Here is a 20861-nt window from a genome sequence, read left to right on the forward strand (position 1 = left end):
TGTTTTCATAGTATCCTGTATTTTCTTCACTTACTTTTTTGTATTCTTCTCTTTTTAATATTTCTCCTATATATGTCCCTGTTTCATATTGTTTGTCATAAAAAATTTCAAAATTTTCATCTAAAAGAGTCGCTTTAGTATTTTCGAATATCTTTATATTTTGAACTTCATCAACAAAATACGAATAATTTATTTCCATTCCCACAACACCAGCGAAATCTTCTTCAACATAATAAGGAACTACATAAGTTATAACTTTCTCTTCTTCATTTAAAATAGAATTATGAATATTAGACCATGTACCTTTTTTCAATTCTTTAGCTTTAAAAAACCATTTATAATTTTGATCATTTAAATTTTCTGTAGATAATTTTAAATCTTTTGTTTTTATTATCTTATCTTCATCTTTATCATATACTATTCCATGTACTTTTCCATCATTGGTGACTTTTGGAGAAATTAAAATAAAAATATTTTTATTTCCATCTATATTTTGAGAATAACTTTTTATATATTTATCAATTCTTCCAAGATAACTTTCAACATAAGCGTGATGATAAGCATTATTTCCAAAAGAATCTTTTACTTGAAACTTTGAAAATGGATTATTAAAAATGGAAGTTGCAAAACTATCCATCATATTTTCAAAATTGATTATATTTGCACTTATATCTTTTGCTTTATTTTCAGAATTTGATATTAATAAGTTATTTGAAGTTTTTTTTACAATCTCTGATGTATTTTCTATACCAATAATGGTTAAAGTTAATCCAAATAACAATGATATCAAAATTATTGAAATTATTATTTTTACAGATATTTTTTTCATTTGTAATCCCTCCATTATAAAATAACTATAATATAAATATACTTTAATTAAAAAAGGGTGCAGAAGAACTGCACCCAATATTTTTAATAATATTTATTTTTAATTTCCATGAACTTCAAATTCATATATTCTCGCTGCAGTGTCATCATTTTGTGTAGCCTTTATTATACTCAATTTGACATATCTTGATTTAATAGGTTTTATAACATGTTCACTGACACCTTTTTCATTGTTTTCAACATTTACTACTTCTGTCCAATTTTCTTTATCATCACTTATAAAGATTTTAAAAGTTTTTGTATTAAATCCTTCACTTTCTCCACCTTCTTGAGCATGTTTAATAACAAATTTATTTATTTCTATTTCTTTTTCTAAATCAACTATTATTTCATGAGGTTCTGATCCTGTTGCACACCACTTTGTACTTATATCTCTATCAAAAGCATAATTTGGTATTTCTCCTGGAACAAATCCTGTAGCTGTAGCTTGTTTATCTGCTGCTTTATTAGATTTATGTGTTTTATAACCTAAAACCTGAAATTCATATAAACGTACAGCAGTATCTCCGCCTTGTGTTGGCTTTGTAACTGTAAGTCTTGCATATCTTCCTTTAACAGGTTTTATTATATGTTCACTAATAGCTTTATCATTAGATTGAACATCTACTACTTTAGTCCAATTTTCTTTATCTGAACTAACTTCTATATAATAATCACTTGTATTCCATTCTGGAGATTCTCCACCTTCTTCAGCATTTTTCAATATAAACTTATCTATAACTTCTATCTGACCTAAATCAACCATTATCCAATGAGGTGGTTCTCCTGTTACACACCATTTACTATTATCTTTTGTTTTATCATCAAATGCAAATGCTGGTACTTCTCCCCCAACATTTCCAGATGCTGTTGCTTCTTTTCCAAAAGCATAATTATCAAAAAGATTTTTTTCTGCATATACTTCAAATTCATATATTCTTGCAGCTGAATCATTTCCTTGAGTTGCTTTTAATATACTTAATTTAACATATCTCGCTCTTTGGAATTCTATCAAATGTTCTGCAATAGCTTTATTATTTTCTTCTATATTAACTACTTCTTTCCAATCTTTTCCATCTTTACTTATGCTTATTTTATAAGCTTTTGTATTCATATCCGCAGATTCTCCACCAAATTCTGCATTTTTAAGTATAAATTTACCTATCTTTTGTTCTTTTCCGAGATCTACATATAATTCATGAGGAAGATCTCCAACAGCACACCATTTAGTTTTTTGTTCTCCATCTAAAGCCATTGAAGGAGTTTCACCATCAACATTTGAAGTGGCTGTTGCTGATTTACTAAAAGAAACTAATTCCATTTCTTTTTTAGCTTTATTAGAAACAGTTATCATCTTATCTTTTACAAGAGTATCTCTTCCAACTTCATTATATGCTATTAAAGTTACTCTAAATTCTCCTTCTCTATCATAAGTAATATTAGGATTTTCTTCAGTTGATTTTATAGGATTTCCTCCAACGAAAAACCATTTTAATCTATCATATACTTTAGATTTGTTTATAAATTCTATAGTATCACCAGGAGCTATAAATGTTCTATCAACATATAAATCTGCCGTTGGTTTTGGATATTCTCCCCATTCAAAAATTACTTCTGCTTCATCTCCATGATTTAACATTTTACTGACAGGTTCTACAATTATTTTTGTTTCTTTTTCTTTTGCAGAAATTCTTTTGATCATATCGATATAAAATACATTATTATATGTACTTCCAAGATACTCTTTCTTACCATCTACTACTCTATAAATTTCATATAATAGTCCTTCTTGATTTGTATCCCATTTTAATCTTAAATTTGCAAATATGCCATCAACAAATTCATACTCTGTTATTTCAAGATTCTTAGGTCCTATAACAAAATCTCCTATAGAAGATCCTTTGTCTAAAACAGAAAGACTACCTAAATTAATATAGAAATCATCTATTTCATCATCAGATTTTAAATATACGAATATTCTTTTTATGCTTTTTCCAGCATAATCATTCAAATTAAAATCTTTTCTCGTCCAAGTTTGAGCAACATTGTCTAAATCAAATAAAACTTCTGATTTATCTTCAAACATTATTCCAAGTTTTGCAATATTATTTAAATTTGTATTAAATGTTGCAGAAATTTTAGATCCTTTATAAAGTTTTATATCTGTTTTATATAAATAAACCTTTGAACTTCCATTTAAATCACTTTCTAATTTTAAAGAAGATCCACCATAATAAGGTTTATCCCAGTCAAAATTAGCTTTTACTTGATTACCTTCTACATACCATCTCCAAGTTGGAAGTATGTCTTGTAAACTTCTATTATGCCATGGATTTTCACTAACAATTTCTCCAAAAACAGCATATTTGTAACCATTTCCAGTATTAAAGTTCGTAACGAAAGGTGTGTTAATTATAGTTGTTTTAGCTGGTATATAATTTGCAATACCTTTCCAATCATATTCGGATTCTGTATTTAAAGGATTTTTATTAGCTCCTACCCAAAAAATATTAGCTTTTTGAGTATATTCTTCAACAGATTCAGAACTTGAATATGTCCAGTTTGGACAATAAAGACCTAAAGAAACATTATGTTCTTTATTTTCTGGAAAAAGTCCTTCCCAAGATGCTTTTGTATTAAATCCATTTGCTTGAACATCTATTCCAGCATAATTTATATATGGATCTATATTATTATTCAAAGCATATTTTTTAGTAGAACTTTGATCTTTCCACCAAAAATTCAAAAACATAGAATCTGCTAATTTCTTACCATCATCAACTAGATAACCATCATTTTTATCAGTTAAATGATTTTGATAATCTATTTCTCCATCTTCATTCATGGAATCATACCATATTACTTCCATAGAATCTTTTTTATTATCATTAAAATAAGATAAAAATTCTTGCATCTTTTTTGCCTGTTCCTTAGTTGCACCTTTTAATTCTTGATTTATAAACCATCCATCAAAATTATAATAATTTGCAACTTCTATAAGTTTGTCAGCAACTAAAAAACTTCCATCTTCTCTTTGTTCAAGAAACTGTGAAAGCCATTCAAGCTGTCCTCCATAATAATTTGGTGGAAAAAATACAGTACCATAAACTTTAACTCCATTTTTATGTGCTGCATTTATAACATCACTACTTGGAGAGAGAATAATTCCTTCTCCAGCAGATCCTCCCCACATTACAAGTTTATCTATATATTGCCAGTATTGAAAATTGTAAACATCAAATTCTTTAGCACCTTCTGATGGATTCTTTGATGTCATTGGATACATTATACTTAAAGCCATTACTTGTGCTTCATCTCTTGCATTTGGATTAATTATTTCTCCAGTTTTTCTTTCTGCAAGAGGTATGATACCTCTGTTAAAATCAGCATCTTTATCTTTTTCAGGTGACCAATTTTTTAAATCTTCCACAAACCAATAGGAAGACATCGGTTGAACTGAAAAAGCAAGAATACCCATAGCTATTAACACTGTGATTAATAGTTTTCTCATAAAAATCCCCCTTTAGAGTTTTTGATTTATTTATATTCATAACTCATTCTTAAAATGACAAGCAACTTGGGTTGATTCATTTTTATTTAATTTTTCAAGAATTGGTTTTTTATGTTTACATATATCTTTTGCATATTTACATCTTGGATGAAATGGACAACCAGAAGGTAAATTTGCAGGATCTGCAACATCTCCTTCAAGTAGTTCAGCATTGCTTTTTTTATGTGGATCTATAACTGGAACAGCAGACAAAAGAGCCTTTGTATATGGATGAACTGGATGATTAAAAATATCTTTAACATCACCTATTTCAACTATATTACCAACATACATAACAGCTACTCTATCACTTATATGTTCTACAACTCCAAGATCATGAGATATAAACATCATAGATAATTCATATTTTTCCTGTAAATCTCTCAAAAGATTCAAAAGTTGAGATTGAACAGAAACATCCAATGCTGAAGTAGGTTCATCTGCAAGAATTATCTTTGGATTTAGGGCAAGAGATCTTGCAACTCCAACCCTTTGTCTCTGACCTCCACTAAAAGCATGTGGATATCTTCTCAAATATTTTGGATCAAGATTTACATCTGCAATAAGTTCACGTGCAGCTTTTTCTACTTCTTCTTCTGATTTAATCATTTTATTTATCAATAAAGGTTCTGTTATTATTTCTTTAACCGTCATTCTCGGACTTAAAGATGAAAAAGGATCTTGAAAAATCATTTGTATATCTTTTCTAACCCCTAAACTTTTAAGCTCTTTATCTTTAAGTGCCAATATATCTAATTCTTGTCCATCTTTGTTATAAATTATCTTTCCAGAACTCGCACTAACACCTCTCATTATTGTTTTGGCAAGAGTACTTTTTCCACAACCTGATTCGCCAACAACTCCAAGAGTCTCTTTTTTCTTCAATTCAAAACTGACATCATTAACAGCCTTAACATGATTCACAACCTTATTCCAAAATCCTTGTCTTATAGGAAAATATGTTTTAACATTTTCAACTTTTAAAATTATATCTTTATCCATTTTTAGACTCCTTTTGTTCTGTGTGAAGAAAACATCTCGAAAAATGCCCATCTTTGATTTCAACAACAGGAGGTTTCTTCTTATCACATACTCCTTTTATTGCAAATTCACATCTCGGAGCAAATTCACAGCCTTGTGGAATTGAAAATGGATCTGGAACCATCCCTTTTATAGTTTCAAGATATTTACCCGATCCTTTTTTAGGAATAGATTTTAAAAGAGCTTTTGTATATGGATGTGAAGGAGTGTCAAAAATATCGAATACATTTCCTTTTTCAACTATTTTACCCAAATACATAACAACAACTTCATCTGCCATTTCTGCTACTACAGCTAAATCATGAGTTATTATTAAAATAGACATACCATATTTTTTTTGTAAATTCTTTAAAAGTCTTAAAATTTGAGCCTGTATGGTAACATCAATAGCAGTGGTAGGTTCATCTGCTATGAGAAGTTTGGGGACATTTGCAAGAGCCATGGCAATCATAGCTCTTTGTCTCATTCCACCACTCAATTGAAATGTATAATTATCAACTTTAGACTCGGCATTAGGCATTCCTACATCTCTCAAAAGTTCTATAGCTATATTTTTCGCTTCTTTTTTATTAATTTTTTTATCATGTACCAATATAGATTCCATTATCTGATCACCTATTTTATGAATAGGACTCAAAGATGTCATTGGTTCCTGAAAGATATAACCTATATCTTTACCTCTAATTCTTCTTATCTCATCGCTTTTACTTCCAAGCTTAGCTATATCTACGATTTCTCCATCATCTTTATTAAATAAAATCTCACCTTCAACAATTTTTCCAGGCCAAGGCATTATCTTAAGTATCGATTGTGCTGTAACTGTTTTACCACTTCCACTCTCACCAACAATACCGACAGTCTTTTGTTTATCTACTTTAAAAGATATTCCATCAACTGCTTTAACAGTTCCTTGATCTGTATCAAAATATGTTTTTAAATTATTTATTTCAAGAAGTGTATTATTCAAGTCAATCCACCTTCCTATTAAAATTGGAAACATCCATCACTTTCCAATTTTCATAAACTTCATTTAAATCTTTTAGAATGTTCTCTCTGGTCTCATCATTATCTACGAGTTTTGAAACCTTAAAATAATCTATTATTTTATTAATTCTTTTCAAAGAATTATTTTTATTTTTTTGGGCATTATCTCCATTAATCCATTCTTCAGGTGGTAATTTATTCTCTAAAATATACTCTGAATATAGATGATTATCATAAACAAACTTTTTCATACAATAAGAATAAACATTTTTACTAACCAAAACAAAAATGACCATTATAATTATAAAAAGCATGAAAATCCAAAACATAAAAATCACAACCTTTACATACTGTAAGGATCTGCAGCATCTCTTATTCCATCACCTAAGAAATTAAACATTAAAACAGTTATTACGACATAAAGTCCTGGTATTAAAAGCCATGGATGATGAGCTATTGCCGTCAAATTTTGTGCATCTTGCAATAAAACTCCCCAACTAACAGCTGGTGCTTGAAGTCCAAGTCCAAGAAAACTCAATCCAGTTTCTCCAAGAATCATTCCAGGAATACTTAAAGTAATAGATACTATTATATAACTCATAAAAGAAGGTATTAAATGTTTAGTTATAACCCAAAAATCACTCGCTCCAGCATATTTAGCTGCCATTACAAACTCTTCATTTCTTAATGAAAGGAACTTACCTCTGACAACTCTCGCAAGTCCTCCCCAACCAACAAGTGAAAGAATTATAACGATTGAAAAATATACTTTCAAAATTGGCCAATCTCTTGGCATTGCTGCAGCAAGAGCCATCCACAAAGGAATCTGTGGTATAGATATTAAAACCTCTATCATTCTTTGAATTATGGTATCAAGCCAACCACCATAATAACCAGAAATACTTCCAAGAGTAACACCTATTATAAAAGTCAAAAAAACACCTATAAGACCTATTGTCAAAGATATTGTAGAACCATAAATTACCCTTGAAAATATATCTCTTCCGAGTCTATCTGTACCAAATAAAAATATTTGTCCCTCTTTAGTACCAAAAAGATGTATATCTGTTTCTATCAAATTCCATAATTTATAAGGTTCACCTTTAACAAAAAAATAAACTGGATATTTAACAGTTTTATCTAACTTATAAGTTCTTCTGAATGTTTCCATATCAAACTCTTTTTTATAACCATATACAAAAGGTCTAAAACTAAAACCATCTTTTTCATCATAAAATTTCATCATTTGAGGTGGTGCATATTGATGACTTGAAAATCTCGTACTTTTTCCATAAGGAGCTACAAACTGTGAAAAAATAACTGTAACATACATTATTATCAATACAATCAAAGCTAACATGGCAAGTTTATGTTTTTTAAAACTCCACCATATAAGTTGACCTTGAGATGCTGTATACTTATTTATAGTTTTTTTCTTAGACATTGCTTCCTCTCCTTCCATATCTAATACGAGGATCGGCTAACGCCAATAATATATCTGAAATCAAGGTACCTATTACAGTTAATATACTCGACAATAATACAAAGCTGGCTGCAAGGTACATATCTTGGAACTGTAAAGCTTCTAATAAAACCATTCCTCCTGTAGGAAGGTTCAAAACATTTGCAACAATTGCATCACCCGAAATTATTCCAGGTAAAACCCACCCTATAGTACTAATAAGTGGATTTAATGCAACTCTTACTGGATATTTAAAAAGAATTTTTTTCTCTTTAAGTCCTTTAGCTCTAGCAGTAACCACATACTGTTTTTTTAATTCATCTAAAAGACATCCACGTAAAGTCCTTATAATTCCTGCTGTACCCCCTGTTCCAATTACTATTACAGGAACCCACATATGCTTCATCATATCAACAAACTTTCCAAAACTCCATGCTGCATCAGCATATTCTGGTGAAAATAATCCCGTAATACTAACCCCAAACTTGGTATATGAAAAATACATCAAAATCAATGCGAGCAAAAAATTTGGCACTGATAACCCTATAAATCCCAGAAATGTAAATATATAATCAAAAGCAGAATACTGTCTTGTAGCTGAAATAACACCTATTGGAATGGCCACAACCCAAACAAATATCAGAGTAGTAATAGAAATTATCACAGTCAGAAGCATTCTTTCACCTATAACTTCTGTAACTGGTTTATTCCATTTAAAAGATCTACCAAAATCCCCTTTAAAAACTATTTTAGTGATCCAATTAAAATACCTTTCTACTACAGGTTTATCAAGTCCATAAGTCTCTCTAAGACCTTCAAGTTCTGCTTGAGAAATTGATCCGCCTTCTTTGCTCAACTGAGCAACTTTAGAGGTTAAGAAATCTCCTGGTGGAAGTTCTATAACTATAAAACTTATTATAGAAATGACTATTAGAATAGGTATCATCTGTAATACTCTACGCAAAATATACGTAAACATAATTTTCCTCCTCAAAAGTGAGCAAATTCTATAACAATTCAAAGACTAACCATAGAAAAACTATGGTTAGTCAAAAATTTTACTCAAAATAATACTGTTCAGCCATAGATGGTCCCCATTGAGGATCTATTCCACCTACAACATTTTTAAGATTCTTTTTAACGATAACAGGAATAGGTATATTATTAACTGTTCCTATAACCCATAAATTTTCAGCTTGTGATTTCAAAATTTCTTTACCAAGTTCTATTCTTTCTTCATTAGATATAGTTGCTAAGAAATCTTCATATAATTTTAATAATTTTTTTACTTCTAATGGAGGTTCTTCTCCTTCAGTACCTTCAGAGTTAAACCAAGCTCTCCAATCTGGTCCCCAGTTAATATTTTCATAAGGAACATAAAAGAAGAAAGGTGACCCTGGTCTTGAAGCATCTTCGTGCCACACAGACATTGTAGTTGTATTTGCACCCTGTCTTTGATACCATAATCCACCATCTATTACCTTCATATTTGTTTTAATTCCAATTGCTTGCCAATAACTCACAACTAATTCTGTTGCAGGAACTAAATTTTCATTAACTTCAAAAAATTCTATATTAATTGTAAATGCATTGCCATCTGGACCTATTCTCCAACCATCATTATCTCTCTTATCTAAACCTATACTATCTAAAATTTCATTTGCCTTTTCAGGATTATACTCAACATAAGAATCCCTATACCAAGGTTCAACAAAAGGTGATCCTGGAGCATCACTTGCCTGTGTAGGATTACCAAAACCATAATAAACAAGTTCATTTATTTCATCTCTATCTATAGCTAAAGATAAAGCATGTCTAAATTTAGGATTTCTCATAACTTCTCTCCATACTTCATCTTCAAGAGTTAAGTTAGGAAAATAACAAGCATTTGTATTTATACTCTTTATAGGAACTAATAAAGTATTATAATTTCCATTATCTTCATTCTCCTTATAAAGTGCAAGATCTCCAAGAGCTGTATTTATTGTGAAATCCAACTCACCAGACATTATTTTCATATTCATCATTTCCTGATTATTTATCTCTTCATATCTAACTCTATCTATATAAGGAAGTTGATTTCCTTCTTCATCAACCTTATGATAATAAGGATTTCTTTCAAAAATTACTACATTATCAGAAGGTTTTTCAACTACAACAAATGGATCTAAAACTGGATAACCTACATCTTTTCTTTGATTCCAAGGAGTTGATTGCCATTTTCTTGTAAATAATTCTCCCCATCTATCCTGAGTGAGTTTTTCCTTTTCAAGAAATGGTTCAAGTTCTTCTTCTGTAGCATAAGAAGCATGGAACTGTTTTAAATAATGTGATGGATTTATAAGCATATGATAACTACCTCTTGCAATTGACTGCAACTGCAATAAAAATAATCCATAAGGATTAACAAAAGAAATCTCAAACGTATAATCATCTACAATATTTAAGTTAGCTCTTTTTCCACTATTCATTAACCAACTTGGATATATTTGTTGAACATTCTTATTAGAATATATATCTTCAAAAGTAAATCTTACATCTTCTGTAGTAACTGGATATCCATCACTCCACTTCAATCCTTCACGAAGCGTAAATCTAAATTTTCTACCTTCGTCTAAAACCTTCCAAGATCTTATGATATTACCTTCTACTAATTTTTCATCAAAAACAGGATTAGGATAAGATTCAAGTGCATATTCAACCAATAAAGCCCTCATTTCATTTCCTTTTGATAGATTCAAAGTTCCACCATATTTTCCTATTTTTTCTCTAACCTTAATAACTTTTGGACTATCCGGAAGTCTTTCTTCGACTGAAGGAAGTTCCCCTTTAGCTACTCTTTCTTTGAGCATAGGTGCCTCATTATACCCAAAAACAAAAGCACTCATCAATACAAAAATAAAACAACTCAAAAAAATCTTGTGAGTTCTTTTAAACATAGCATAACCTCCCTTGTATTTGTAATACTCATTTCTTTGTAAAAAAGGTATTGGTACTTACAATTAATGTAATGTTGTACTGAAAAATTCTTCAAATATTACATTTATTATACCAATATTAAATTATGTTGTCAACCTCTTTATCTTTATGTTATTTGATTTGAGCCATTTTCAATGATTAAATACAAATATCGTCAAAAAAACAAGATTAATCAGAAAAATCTCCTAAAAAGTACCTTTTAAATACCAATTTTTAAAAAAACAAAAATTGGTATTGACATTTTTTTCTTACTTTGTTATTATTAAAGAAATATGAACTTAATTTGGTTTTGATTATAATATATAAAAAGAACTTTTTTGGGGGGATTGAGTATGATAAATGAAAATAAACCTTTATATATACAAATAAAAGAGTATATATTGCAAAGAATAAAAGATGGAACATATAAACCGGAAGAAGTTATACCTACTGAAAGAGCCTTATGTTCAGAATTAGATGTTAGTAGACAAACCGTAAGACGTGCAATTCAAGATTTAGTATATGAAGGATATTTGTACAGAGTTCAAGGAGCAGGAACATATGTTTTTGATAAAAAATTAAACGAAAGCAAAAAAAGCAATAATATAGGAGTCATTTTAAATAGAACAGCAGATGAACTCGAATCAAAGCTATTGAGTGGAATAGAAAGTTATATAGAAAAACATGGATATACCCTTACATTCATGAATAGCAATGAAGATTATAGAAAAGAAGCAGAAAATATACAAAAATTAAAAAATAATGGTGTAGCAGGAATTATAATAATGCCTTCTGAAAACCAACAAGATAGCAGTGCAATTTCAGATTTAAAAGATGAAAACTATCCTTTTGTTCTCGTAGACAGAAAAATAAAAAACTGTGAAACAGATGCCGTTGTATCAGATAATATAGATGGAGCTTTTCAAGCAACAAAACATCTAATAGATCTTGGGCATCAAAAAATAGTTTTCATAAAAAACAGATACACAATAACAAGCAGTATACAAGATAGAATAACTGGCTATAAAAAGGCTTTAAAAGAATATGGATTTGAAGATGATGAAATATTATTTTTATCTTATAATGAAAATGAAAAAAATGATGATCAAATATACGATGAAATATATGAATATATAACAAAAAATAAAATAACTGGAATAGTAGCTTTAAACGATTATATTGGATTATTAATAGTAAAAATGGCGAGAAAGAAAAATTTAAAAATTCCAAAAGATTTTTCTATAGTTGGATTCGATAACAATGAAGTAGTAAAACATATAGAAGTTCCTTTAACAACTATTGCCCAATTTCCAGAAAAAATAGGCTATCATGCTGCTGAACTATTAATTCAAAAAATAAATAATAAAAACTCAAATGATTTAAGTTCGAGGATGGTTCATCAAATATACTATCCCACAAAACTTATAATAAGAAGTTCGACACAAAACATATAATAATTTCAGGAGGTCTATATAAATGTACTTTACAGTTGAAAAAAACAGAAAATACATCGAAGAAATAAAGAAAAACATCTATCAAGAACAAATAGATATAAATGAAATGTACTACATAAATACAGGAATAAAAGGAATGAATCTTCAAGAGGTAAAAACAAAAAATTGGGAAATCTTTAAAATAGGAAATAGATGGGGAGATAAAGATGAAATATACTGGTTTTCTAAAGAAATAACAATTCCAGAAAATTGGAACAAAGAAAATATAGCTTTATATTTCAATCTCGGAAAAGGTGATCTTGGAGGACTTTCTGGAACTGAATCTTTAATATATATAAATGAAAAGCCTGTACAAGGTCTCGATATAAATCACAGTGAAGTATTCATACATCCTGAATGGATAAAAAACAGAAAAATAAAAATTCATATAAAAGCTTTTAGTGGTTTAAACAATAAATTAAATCTATTCTCAGAAGCAAAATTAGTAAAAATAAATAAAGAAACAGAAGATCTATTTTATAGAGCTTCAACAGTACTTGAGACAATATATGAACTTGAAGAAAACTCATATGACAGAAACAATCTTATAAACTTCTTAGACGATTCTTTAAAAATAATAGACTTCAGAAAAACTGGCACAGAGAAATTCTATAACTCAATAAAACAAGCCAATGAAAAATTGATGAATCACTTAAAAAATTATAAGTCAAATGGAAATAACAGACCAAAAGTAATTGCAATAGGACATTCACATATAGATGTCGCATGGCTATGGAGATTAAAACATACAAGAGAAAAATCTTCAAGAACATTCTCAACAGTAAATCATTTGATGAGTCAATATGATGAATATCAATTCGTTCAAAGCCAGCCACAATTATATGATTATATAAAAGAAGACTACCCTGAAATATACGAAAACATAAAAAATAGAATAAAAGAAAACAAATGGGAAGTAACTGGTGGAATGTGGGTTGAAGCAGACTGTAATGTCCCATCTGGAGAATCTTTAGTACGCCAATTCTTATTTGGACAGAGATTCATGCAAAAAGAATTTGGCATCAGTAGCAATCTATTATGGTTGCCAGATGTATTTGGTTATTCATGGGCTTTACCTCAAATAATAAAAAAAAGTGGTTTAAATTATTTCATGACAACAAAAATAAGTTGGAATCAGTACAATAGACCTACATATGACACATTTAAATGGCGTGGAATAGATGGTACAGAAGTATTAACTCATTTCATAACAACACCAGATGAAAATGGAGCTCACTATTATACATATAATGGAAAAATGACTCCTAAATCTGTAAAGGGACTTTGGGATAATTATAATCAAAAAGATATAAATGATGAACTATTGCTCGCATACGGTTGGGGCGATGGCGGTGGTGGTCCAACAAAAGAAATGATAGAAACAGGAAAAAAAATAAATGAAATTCCTTCCATTCCGGATGTAGAATTTGGAAAGGCAGAACCTTATTTTGAAAGACTTGAAAAAAATGTACAAAATAAATATAAATTACCAATAATAGATGGTGAACTCTATTTTGAATTTCATAGGGGAACATATACATCACAAAGCAAAACGAAGAAAAATAACAGAAAAAGTGAAGTATTATTCCATAACACAGAAATATTTAATACAATAACAAATAAAAAGTTAAATGAAGAATATCCTCATGAAAATATAAATGAAAATTGGAAAATACTCTTAAGAAATCAATTCCATGATATATTACCAGGTTCATCCATAAAAGAAGTTTATCAAGATAGTGAAGCAGAATTTGAAGTACTTTTCCAAAATACAAATAAAATATTAGATCAAGCATTATTAAAAATAGCAGATAATACCAAAAATAAAAACTCAAAAATAGTTATATTCAACTCATTATCTTGGGAAAGAGATGGACAAATAATAATACCTTTCGATAAAGAATTTGAAAATAAAATACTCGTAGATGATGAAAATGAAGAAATATTCTTCAAAAAAGTTGAAAACAAAATAATAATAAATGCAAAAAATATACCTGCACTCGGTTATAAAACATATACTTTAAAAGAAGGAACATCAAAAAAACCTAAAAACACTTTAACAATAAATGAAAAAATAATAGAAAACAAATATTATAAAATACAATTAAATGAAACTGGACAAATAATATCTCTATATGATAAACATGCCAATAGAGAAGTACTTCCACAAGGAACAAAAGCAAATGTACTACAAACATTTGAAGATAGGCCTATGATGTTTGATGCATGGGATATAGATATATATTATAGAGAAAAACCTTATGAAGTCAATGATCTACAAAAAATGGAAATAGTTGAAAATGGTCCGGATAGAATAGTAATAAAATTAATTTATAAAGTTTTAAATTCAAAAATAGAACAAAATATGATAGTTTACTCAGATAAAAGAAGAATAGATTTCGAAACAAATGTAGATTGGAATGAACATCAAGTACTTCTAAAAGCACTATTTCCAGTAGACGTAAGAAGTACAAAAGCTACCTATGAAATACAATTTGGAAATGTAGAAAGAAATACACATTGGAATACCAGCTGGGACTATGCAAAATTTGAAACAGTAGCTCATAAATGGGTAGATTTATCAGAAAGAAATTATGGATTAAGTCTTTTAAACGATTGTAAATATGGTCATGATATAAAAGATAATAATATGAGAATAACACTCTTAAAATCAGCAATAAATCCAGATCCGGATGCTGACATAGGTCAACACTCATTTACTTACAGTATACTACCTCATGAAGGAGATTGGTTTAAAGCTAATACAACAAAAGAAGCATATGAACTAAATTATCCTTTAATGGCAGTAAAAAGTAAAAAATATGGAGATTTAGAAAACTCATACTCATTAATAAAAATAAATGAAAACTCAACCATATTGGACACAATAAAAAAAGCAGAAGATGATGATGCAATAATAATAAGACTATATGAATATGCAAATTCAAATGATGATGTAGAAATAATAATTAAAGAAAATATTAAAAAAGTTGAAGAATGTAATTTAATGGAAGAAACAATAAATAAAATAGAAAATGAAAAAAATAAATTCAGATTTTCTATAAAACCTTATGAGATAAAAACATTCAAAATCTACTTATAGTCGGAGGTTAATATATGATAATAGGTGAAGAACTTTCAAACATGCCTTGGGAAGATAGACCTGAAAACTGCAAAGATGTTGTTTGGAGATACTCAAAAAATCCCATAATAAAAAGAGATGCTACAAAAAATTCCAATAGTATATTCAATAGTGCTGTAATACCATTTAAAGATGGATTTGCTGGCGTTTTTAGATGTGATAATAAATGTAGAGAAATGAATGTTCATGTAGGTTTCTCAAAAGATGGTATAAATTGGGATATAAATGATGAACCTATAAACTTTAAATCAGCCGATACAACAGATCCTGAAATTGGAATATCAAAATACAAATATGATCCTAGAGTATGTAAAATAGATGATAAATATTATATAACTTGGTGTAATGGTTATCATGGACCAACAATAGGAGTTGGTTATACAGAAGACTTTAAAACATTCTATCAAACAGAAAATGCATTTCTTCCATTCAATAGAAATGGTGTATTATTCCCAAAAAAAATAAACGGAAATTTTGCAATGTTGAGTAGACCAAGTGATAATGGTCATACCCCTTTCGGAGACATATACTATAGTGAAAGTCCAGATTTAAAATTTTGGGGAAAACATAGACATGTTATGACAACAACAGGAATAGAAATCAGTCCTTGGCAAAGTACTAAAATAGGAGCTGGGCCAATACCAATAGAAACAGATGAAGGCTGGTTATTGATATATCATGGAGTGCTAACTTCATGCAATGGATATGTATATCATATGGGAAGTGCTATATTAGATAAAAATGAACCTTGGAAAGTAAAGTTCAGATCAAGACCTTATATATTATCGCCTCAAACTCAATATGAATGTGTAGGAGATGTTCCTAATGTGGTATTCCCTTGTGCTACACTTCATGATAGTAAAACAGGCAAAATCGCTATATACTATGGTGCTGCTGATACTGTAACAGCTTTAGCTTTTACAACAGTAGAAGAACTAATTAAATTCACAAAAGAAAATTCTATGATATAACATAAAATATGATTAGGCTGATAATTTAGCCTAATCATATTTTTAATTCAAAATTACTTCTTTCTCTTAATTTCAAATTCAAAAAAATCTCCTGGTTTAATAGTCTCAATCAAAATAGCTGCTTCTGTCGCATCTGCGACCAAATTCACCCTAGAATCCGACTCAAAATCTTTCTTTAAAACATGCAAATTTCCCTCATAACGTAAATAACCATGATTATCTATACAAACACCATACTTAAACCTATCAATACAATTATTAGGCCTTATACTACTCTTCAAATTATTAATAGCTTTAGAAGATCTAACAACAAACTCTCCAGGATCTTTTCTATTTCTATGAACCATATCTAAAATTCTTAATTCCTCATCACAAACATCAAAAATTTTTATAGGGATTCTAAAAATATTTTTCTTAATATCTGAAATCCTACAAAGTTCTTCAAAACTTGCTTGTGAATCACCAAAAAAAACATTATCGACACCACAACTGATCAAATGTTGATAAGCAACTACCGGATCCATATGTCTATGCATCTCTAAAGTAGGTAATCCTTCAAAAATAGGTCCTCTTGGTCTATAAAACGAAGGAATAAAAGCTGTGAGTTCTATATTATAATACTTAAATAAACTATTTCTCTCATTAAAAAGAGACTCTGAAATACCTGTTTCAGGTCTTGGATAATAATTATGACAAGCATTGATCTTACTTAGATCACCTCCAAAACTTAAAATCTCCTCAATATCACTTTTCTCTAAAGTACTTGCATTCAAAGTTATCCCACAAAAAAGTTCTTTTGTCAACTTAGCTATATCTTTATTTGAAAAACCAAAATCAAGTCTCAAAGACTCTATATTATACTTATTAAAATCAATATTATCAAAATAAGACTTAGAAATATCAGCAATTATACTCATATCTAATTCTTTAGAATAATTAAGAATCTCATTCATCTCATAATCAAAATCCATACTACTCTCAGGAATATGAAAAGATGTAAATATTTTATTGATACCAAGTTCTTTAGCTTTACTCATATACTCATAATTTTCTTCAAGAGAAATTCCAAGTCCTGCAAAAACAGAAATTCCTAACATAAAAAAACCTCCATTAAAAATCAATAATTTCTTTTTCTTTAATAAATAATGCTGTTATAATAAAACCAAAAATATATGAAATTACAAGTCCTATAAAATAATCCAACATTGATTCTGGATGCATAAGAGGTATAGCAGCAATACCAGAAGGACCCCAAGCACCAGCTAAAACATGTCTAAGCATAATATAAGCTCCACCAAAACCTGCTCCAAGACCTGCAGTTATAAATGGTTTACCCAAAGGTAAAGTAACGCCATAAATCAAAGGTTCACCTATTCCTAAAATACCTGCTGGAAGAGCTCCAGATATTATATTTTTCAATCTTGAATTTCCTACCTTCTTAGCTTTAATCCAAATAGCTATAGCAGCTCCGACTTGACCAGCACCTGCCATTGCAAGAACAGGAAAAAGAGAAACTCCACCCATAGCTTCCAATTGTACTGCATAAATAGGTATAAGACCATGATGTAAACCTAGAAGAACCATAGGCAAAAATACAGCTGACAATATATATCCAGATAAAACACTCACAACAGGAATATCAGATGAAACCAATAAATCTAAACCTTTAACTAAAACATCTGAAAAAATACCTGAAACTGGCATTATAAAAAATATCAAAAGCAAAACAGTTAAAAATAAAGTTATTACTGGCGTTAAAATTAAATCAAGAACATCTGGGACAAATTTTCTAACCTTTTTTTCTATTTTAGATAAAATCCATACTCCTAAAATTACCCCTATAATACCACCTTTACCAGATCTCAAAATAGAATTCAAAGGAGATTCTAAATTATACATACCAAGAGCTTGAGAAATATCATTAATCTGACCCATGATAGTCATAGCACCTATCATACCACCTAAACCTTCAGTAGCTCCAAATTGCTTTGCTGCATTAACACCTGTAAATATAGCAAAATAACCCAAAAATCCTCCACCAATCAAAGAAAATACTAATCTTATTAAATTCCAAACTTCATTAGAAGGTAAACTTCCCGTACTTTGCAAATTAGTTATTAATCCGGCAAAACCATTAAAAATTCCAGCAGCAATAATTGCAGGAATAAGAGGAATAAAAATACCTCCTATAATCTTAAGCATACGTTTAAAAGAATTTTCTTTATGCTTAGACTTTACTTTCTTCTTATTATCTTTCCAATCTTCACTAACTTCCATATCAGAACTACCAAGAATTTCATTAGCTATAATAGCAATTTTAGCGGCTTTCCCTGGACCAACAACAATTTGAAGAGTTTCATCATCAACTATACCTAAAACACCTTCAATATTTTTAAGTCCTTCTAAATCAACAACAGACCTATCTTTAAGTTTCAGTCTAAGCCTTGTCATACAATTAGTAGCTCTTAAAATATTATCTTTAGATCCAACAAATTCAAAGATCTTAACAACTAATTCCCTATTATTCACAAAAATCCCTCCTTTAAAATAAATACTTATAAAAATAATACCTAAAAAAATGTTAAAACTCAAATCTAAATAAATGTAATTACATTTAATCATATACAAATAAAACAATTAAAAGCAAATAAAAATTATATTGTATAAATATGATATATTGTAATAACAAATATTTAAATGCGGATATTATAATTGGGAGGTGATACACATGGAAAAAGAATTTTTAGAAAGAAAAGGAAAAATCCTTTGGAAAGAAACAAATGAAAAAGGAAAAGAAATAAACAAATCAAAAACGTTAAAAGTTCATTCAGAAGACACAGAAAAAATAGCACAAGCACTTCAATCCATGAAAACACTAACCAATATTGAAGACGAAGAATATCAGATATTAGAAACTTACAAAATAAAATAATAAAGGAGGGTTTAAATGAAAAAATTAATATTAAAATACTACAATCCTTCAGAGAAAAAAAGATACTCAACTACAATAAACAATCCTAAAGAAGAAATCGAATCAACAGAAGTACAAAATGTAATGCAAACATTAATAGGAGTAATAGTACCTGAAAATGCTGAAATAGATGAAGCAAATATAGTCCAAACAACAACAACACAAATATTAAATTTAATAGAATAATCTTTGGGCATAGCTAAAAGCTATGCCCATTTTAATTTAATCTGGTATAATAAAATTGTAAATAAATTATAGGAGGCTAAAGAATGAACATACTAATAACTGGTGGTGCAGGATATATAGGTTCTCATACATGTGTAGAATTTTTAAATGAAAACCACAATGTAATAGTAATAGATAATCTTTCAAATTCAAAAGAAGAAGCTATAAAAAGAGTTGAAGAAATAACGAATAAAAAAATAAAATTTTATAATAATGATATAAGGGACAAAGAAACTTTACAAAAAATATTTAAAGAAAATAAAATAGACTCTGTAATTCACTTTGCTGGATTAAAAGCTGTTGGAGAATCTGTAAGTATACCATTAAAATACTATGATAATAATATAAACGGAACTATAACCCTTCTTGAAGTAATGAAAGAAAACAATGTAAAAAACTTTGTATTCAGTTCTTCAGCAACAGTATATGGATACTCAAAAGAAGTCCCTTTCAAAGAAACTCTTCCACTATCTGCAACAAATCCATATGGAAGAACAAAACTAATAATAGAAGAAATATTGAATGACTTATATATATCAGATAAAACATGGAGTATAGCATTATTAAGATACTTTAACCCTATAGGAGCTCATAAAAGTGGAAAAATAGGTGAAGACCCTAATGGAATACCAAACAATTTAATGCCATATATAACTCAAGTTGCAATAGGTAAAAGAGAAAAATTATCTGTATTTGGAAATGATTATAATACTCCTGACGGAACAGGTGTAAGAGACTATATACACGTAGTAGACTTAGCAAAAGGTCATTTAAAAGCTGTAGAAAAAACACAAAATTTCAAAAAAATAGAAGCTTATAACCTTGGAACAGGAAAAGGTTACAGCGTTTTAGACCTTGTAAAAGCATTTGAAACTGCCAACAAAATAAAAATACCATATCAAATAACAGATAGAAGAGCTGGAGATATAGATACATGCTATTCAGATCCAACAAAAGCTTTGAAAGAATTGAATTGGAAAGCAGAAAAAAATCTTGAAGATATGTGCAGAGATTCATGGAATTGGCAAAAAAATAATCCTAATGGATTTTAAAGCAGTCTCAATTTTGAGACTGTTTTTTTTATTTGTTTTTCAGTATAAAAATAAGAAAAGAGAGAACAAAGAAGTTCTCTCTTAGAAAAAAAGAAGGGGCGAAACTTACTCTTGCACACAAAAAGTGTACTACCATCAGCATGAG

Annotated in this window: 16 protein-coding genes; 6 read left to right on the forward strand and 10 right to left on the reverse strand. The window is 29.0% G+C overall.

Annotated elements, in window-relative coordinates:
• The 8 genes from PWP28_RS11725 to PWP28_RS11760 form a co-directional block, all read right to left on the reverse strand.
• A partial coding sequence (locus PWP28_RS11725) for a hypothetical protein (protein WP_308644798.1) occupies positions 1–829 on the reverse strand: 829 nt, incomplete at its 3' end.
• A 99-nt stretch (positions 830–928) separates the two neighbouring features.
• Positions 929–4378 carry a discoidin domain-containing protein gene (locus PWP28_RS11730; protein WP_308644799.1) on the reverse strand — a complete coding sequence of 1150 codons (3450 nt, stop codon included), beginning with the start codon at positions 4376–4378 and terminating at the stop codon, positions 929–931.
• 36 nt (positions 4379–4414) lie between these two features.
• Positions 4415–5419: an ABC transporter ATP-binding protein gene (locus PWP28_RS11735; protein ID WP_109606487.1), complete on the reverse strand. Its 1005-nt coding sequence runs from the start codon at positions 5417–5419 to the stop codon at positions 4415–4417.
• Positions 5412–6458 (reverse strand): ABC transporter ATP-binding protein, encoded by a 1047-nt coding sequence (locus PWP28_RS11740; protein WP_109606489.1) that lies wholly within the window; start codon positions 6456–6458, stop codon positions 5412–5414. Before PWP28_RS11740 ends, PWP28_RS11735 begins: the two co-directional genes overlap by 8 nt.
• Positions 6427–6771: a hypothetical protein gene (locus PWP28_RS11745; protein ID WP_308644800.1), complete on the reverse strand. Its 345-nt coding sequence runs from the start codon at positions 6769–6771 to the stop codon at positions 6427–6429. The genes PWP28_RS11740 and PWP28_RS11745 overlap by 32 nt, the downstream gene beginning before the upstream one ends.
• A gap of 14 nt (positions 6772–6785) precedes the next feature.
• Positions 6786–7886 (reverse strand): ABC transporter permease, encoded by a 1101-nt coding sequence (locus PWP28_RS11750; protein WP_109606492.1) that lies wholly within the window; start codon positions 7884–7886, stop codon positions 6786–6788.
• Entirely contained in the window at positions 7879–8883 is a 1005-nt protein-coding gene (locus PWP28_RS11755; RefSeq protein ID WP_109606494.1) for an ABC transporter permease, read from the reverse strand. The genes PWP28_RS11750 and PWP28_RS11755 overlap by 8 nt, the downstream gene beginning before the upstream one ends.
• 79 nt (positions 8884–8962) lie before the next feature.
• Entirely contained in the window at positions 8963–10843 is a 1881-nt protein-coding gene (locus PWP28_RS11760; protein ID WP_308644801.1) for an ABC transporter substrate-binding protein, read from the reverse strand.
• 372 nt (positions 10844–11215) lie between these two features.
• Between PWP28_RS11760 and PWP28_RS11765 the strand changes: the two genes are divergently transcribed.
• The 3 genes from PWP28_RS11765 to PWP28_RS11775 are packed head-to-tail and all read left to right on the forward strand — an operon-like array spanning position 11216 to position 16468.
• On the forward strand, positions 11216–12316 hold the full coding sequence (locus PWP28_RS11765) for a GntR family transcriptional regulator (protein WP_109606498.1): 1101 nt from the start codon (positions 11216–11218) through the stop codon (positions 12314–12316).
• A 22-nt stretch (positions 12317–12338) separates the two neighbouring features.
• Positions 12339–15458, forward strand: coding sequence for an alpha-mannosidase (locus tag PWP28_RS11770; RefSeq protein WP_308644802.1), 3120 nt, complete (start codon positions 12339–12341; stop codon positions 15456–15458).
• A 14-nt stretch (positions 15459–15472) separates the two neighbouring features.
• The gene (locus tag PWP28_RS11775; protein ID WP_109606502.1) at positions 15473–16468 is read left to right on the forward strand and encodes a glycoside hydrolase family 130 protein; all 996 of its coding nucleotides are present in this window, start codon (positions 15473–15475) and stop codon (positions 16466–16468) included.
• A 53-nt stretch (positions 16469–16521) separates the two neighbouring features.
• On the opposite strand, the gene PWP28_RS11780 is transcribed toward PWP28_RS11775, so the two are convergent.
• Positions 16522–17565: a MupG family TIM beta-alpha barrel fold protein gene (locus PWP28_RS11780; RefSeq protein WP_109606504.1), complete on the reverse strand. Its 1044-nt coding sequence runs from the start codon at positions 17563–17565 to the stop codon at positions 16522–16524.
• Positions 17566–17578: 13 nt separating this feature from the next.
• On the reverse strand, positions 17579–18997 hold the full coding sequence (locus PWP28_RS11785; protein WP_308644803.1) for a PTS transporter subunit EIIC: 1419 nt from the start codon (positions 18995–18997) through the stop codon (positions 17579–17581).
• Between the two features lie 199 nt (positions 18998–19196).
• Between PWP28_RS11785 and PWP28_RS11790 the strand changes: the two genes are divergently transcribed.
• The 3 genes from PWP28_RS11790 to galE all read left to right on the forward strand — a co-directional run bounded on the left by PWP28_RS11790 (position 19197) and on the right by galE (position 20716).
• A complete protein-coding gene (locus PWP28_RS11790; protein ID WP_109606508.1) occupies positions 19197–19400 on the forward strand; it encodes a hypothetical protein in 204 nt (67 codons plus the stop codon).
• A gap of 15 nt (positions 19401–19415) precedes the next feature.
• Positions 19416–19625, forward strand: coding sequence for a DUF2922 domain-containing protein (locus PWP28_RS11795; protein WP_109606509.1), 210 nt, complete (start codon positions 19416–19418; stop codon positions 19623–19625).
• A gap of 83 nt (positions 19626–19708) precedes the next feature.
• A complete protein-coding gene (gene galE, locus PWP28_RS11800; protein ID WP_308644804.1) occupies positions 19709–20716 on the forward strand; it encodes a UDP-glucose 4-epimerase GalE in 1008 nt (335 codons plus the stop codon).
• Positions 20717–20861 lie beyond the last annotated feature (145 nt).

The sequence above is a fragment of the Oceanotoga sp. genome, from assembly GCF_030445905.1.
Classification (GTDB): domain Bacteria; phylum Thermotogota; class Thermotogae; order Petrotogales; family Petrotogaceae; genus Oceanotoga; species Oceanotoga teriensis.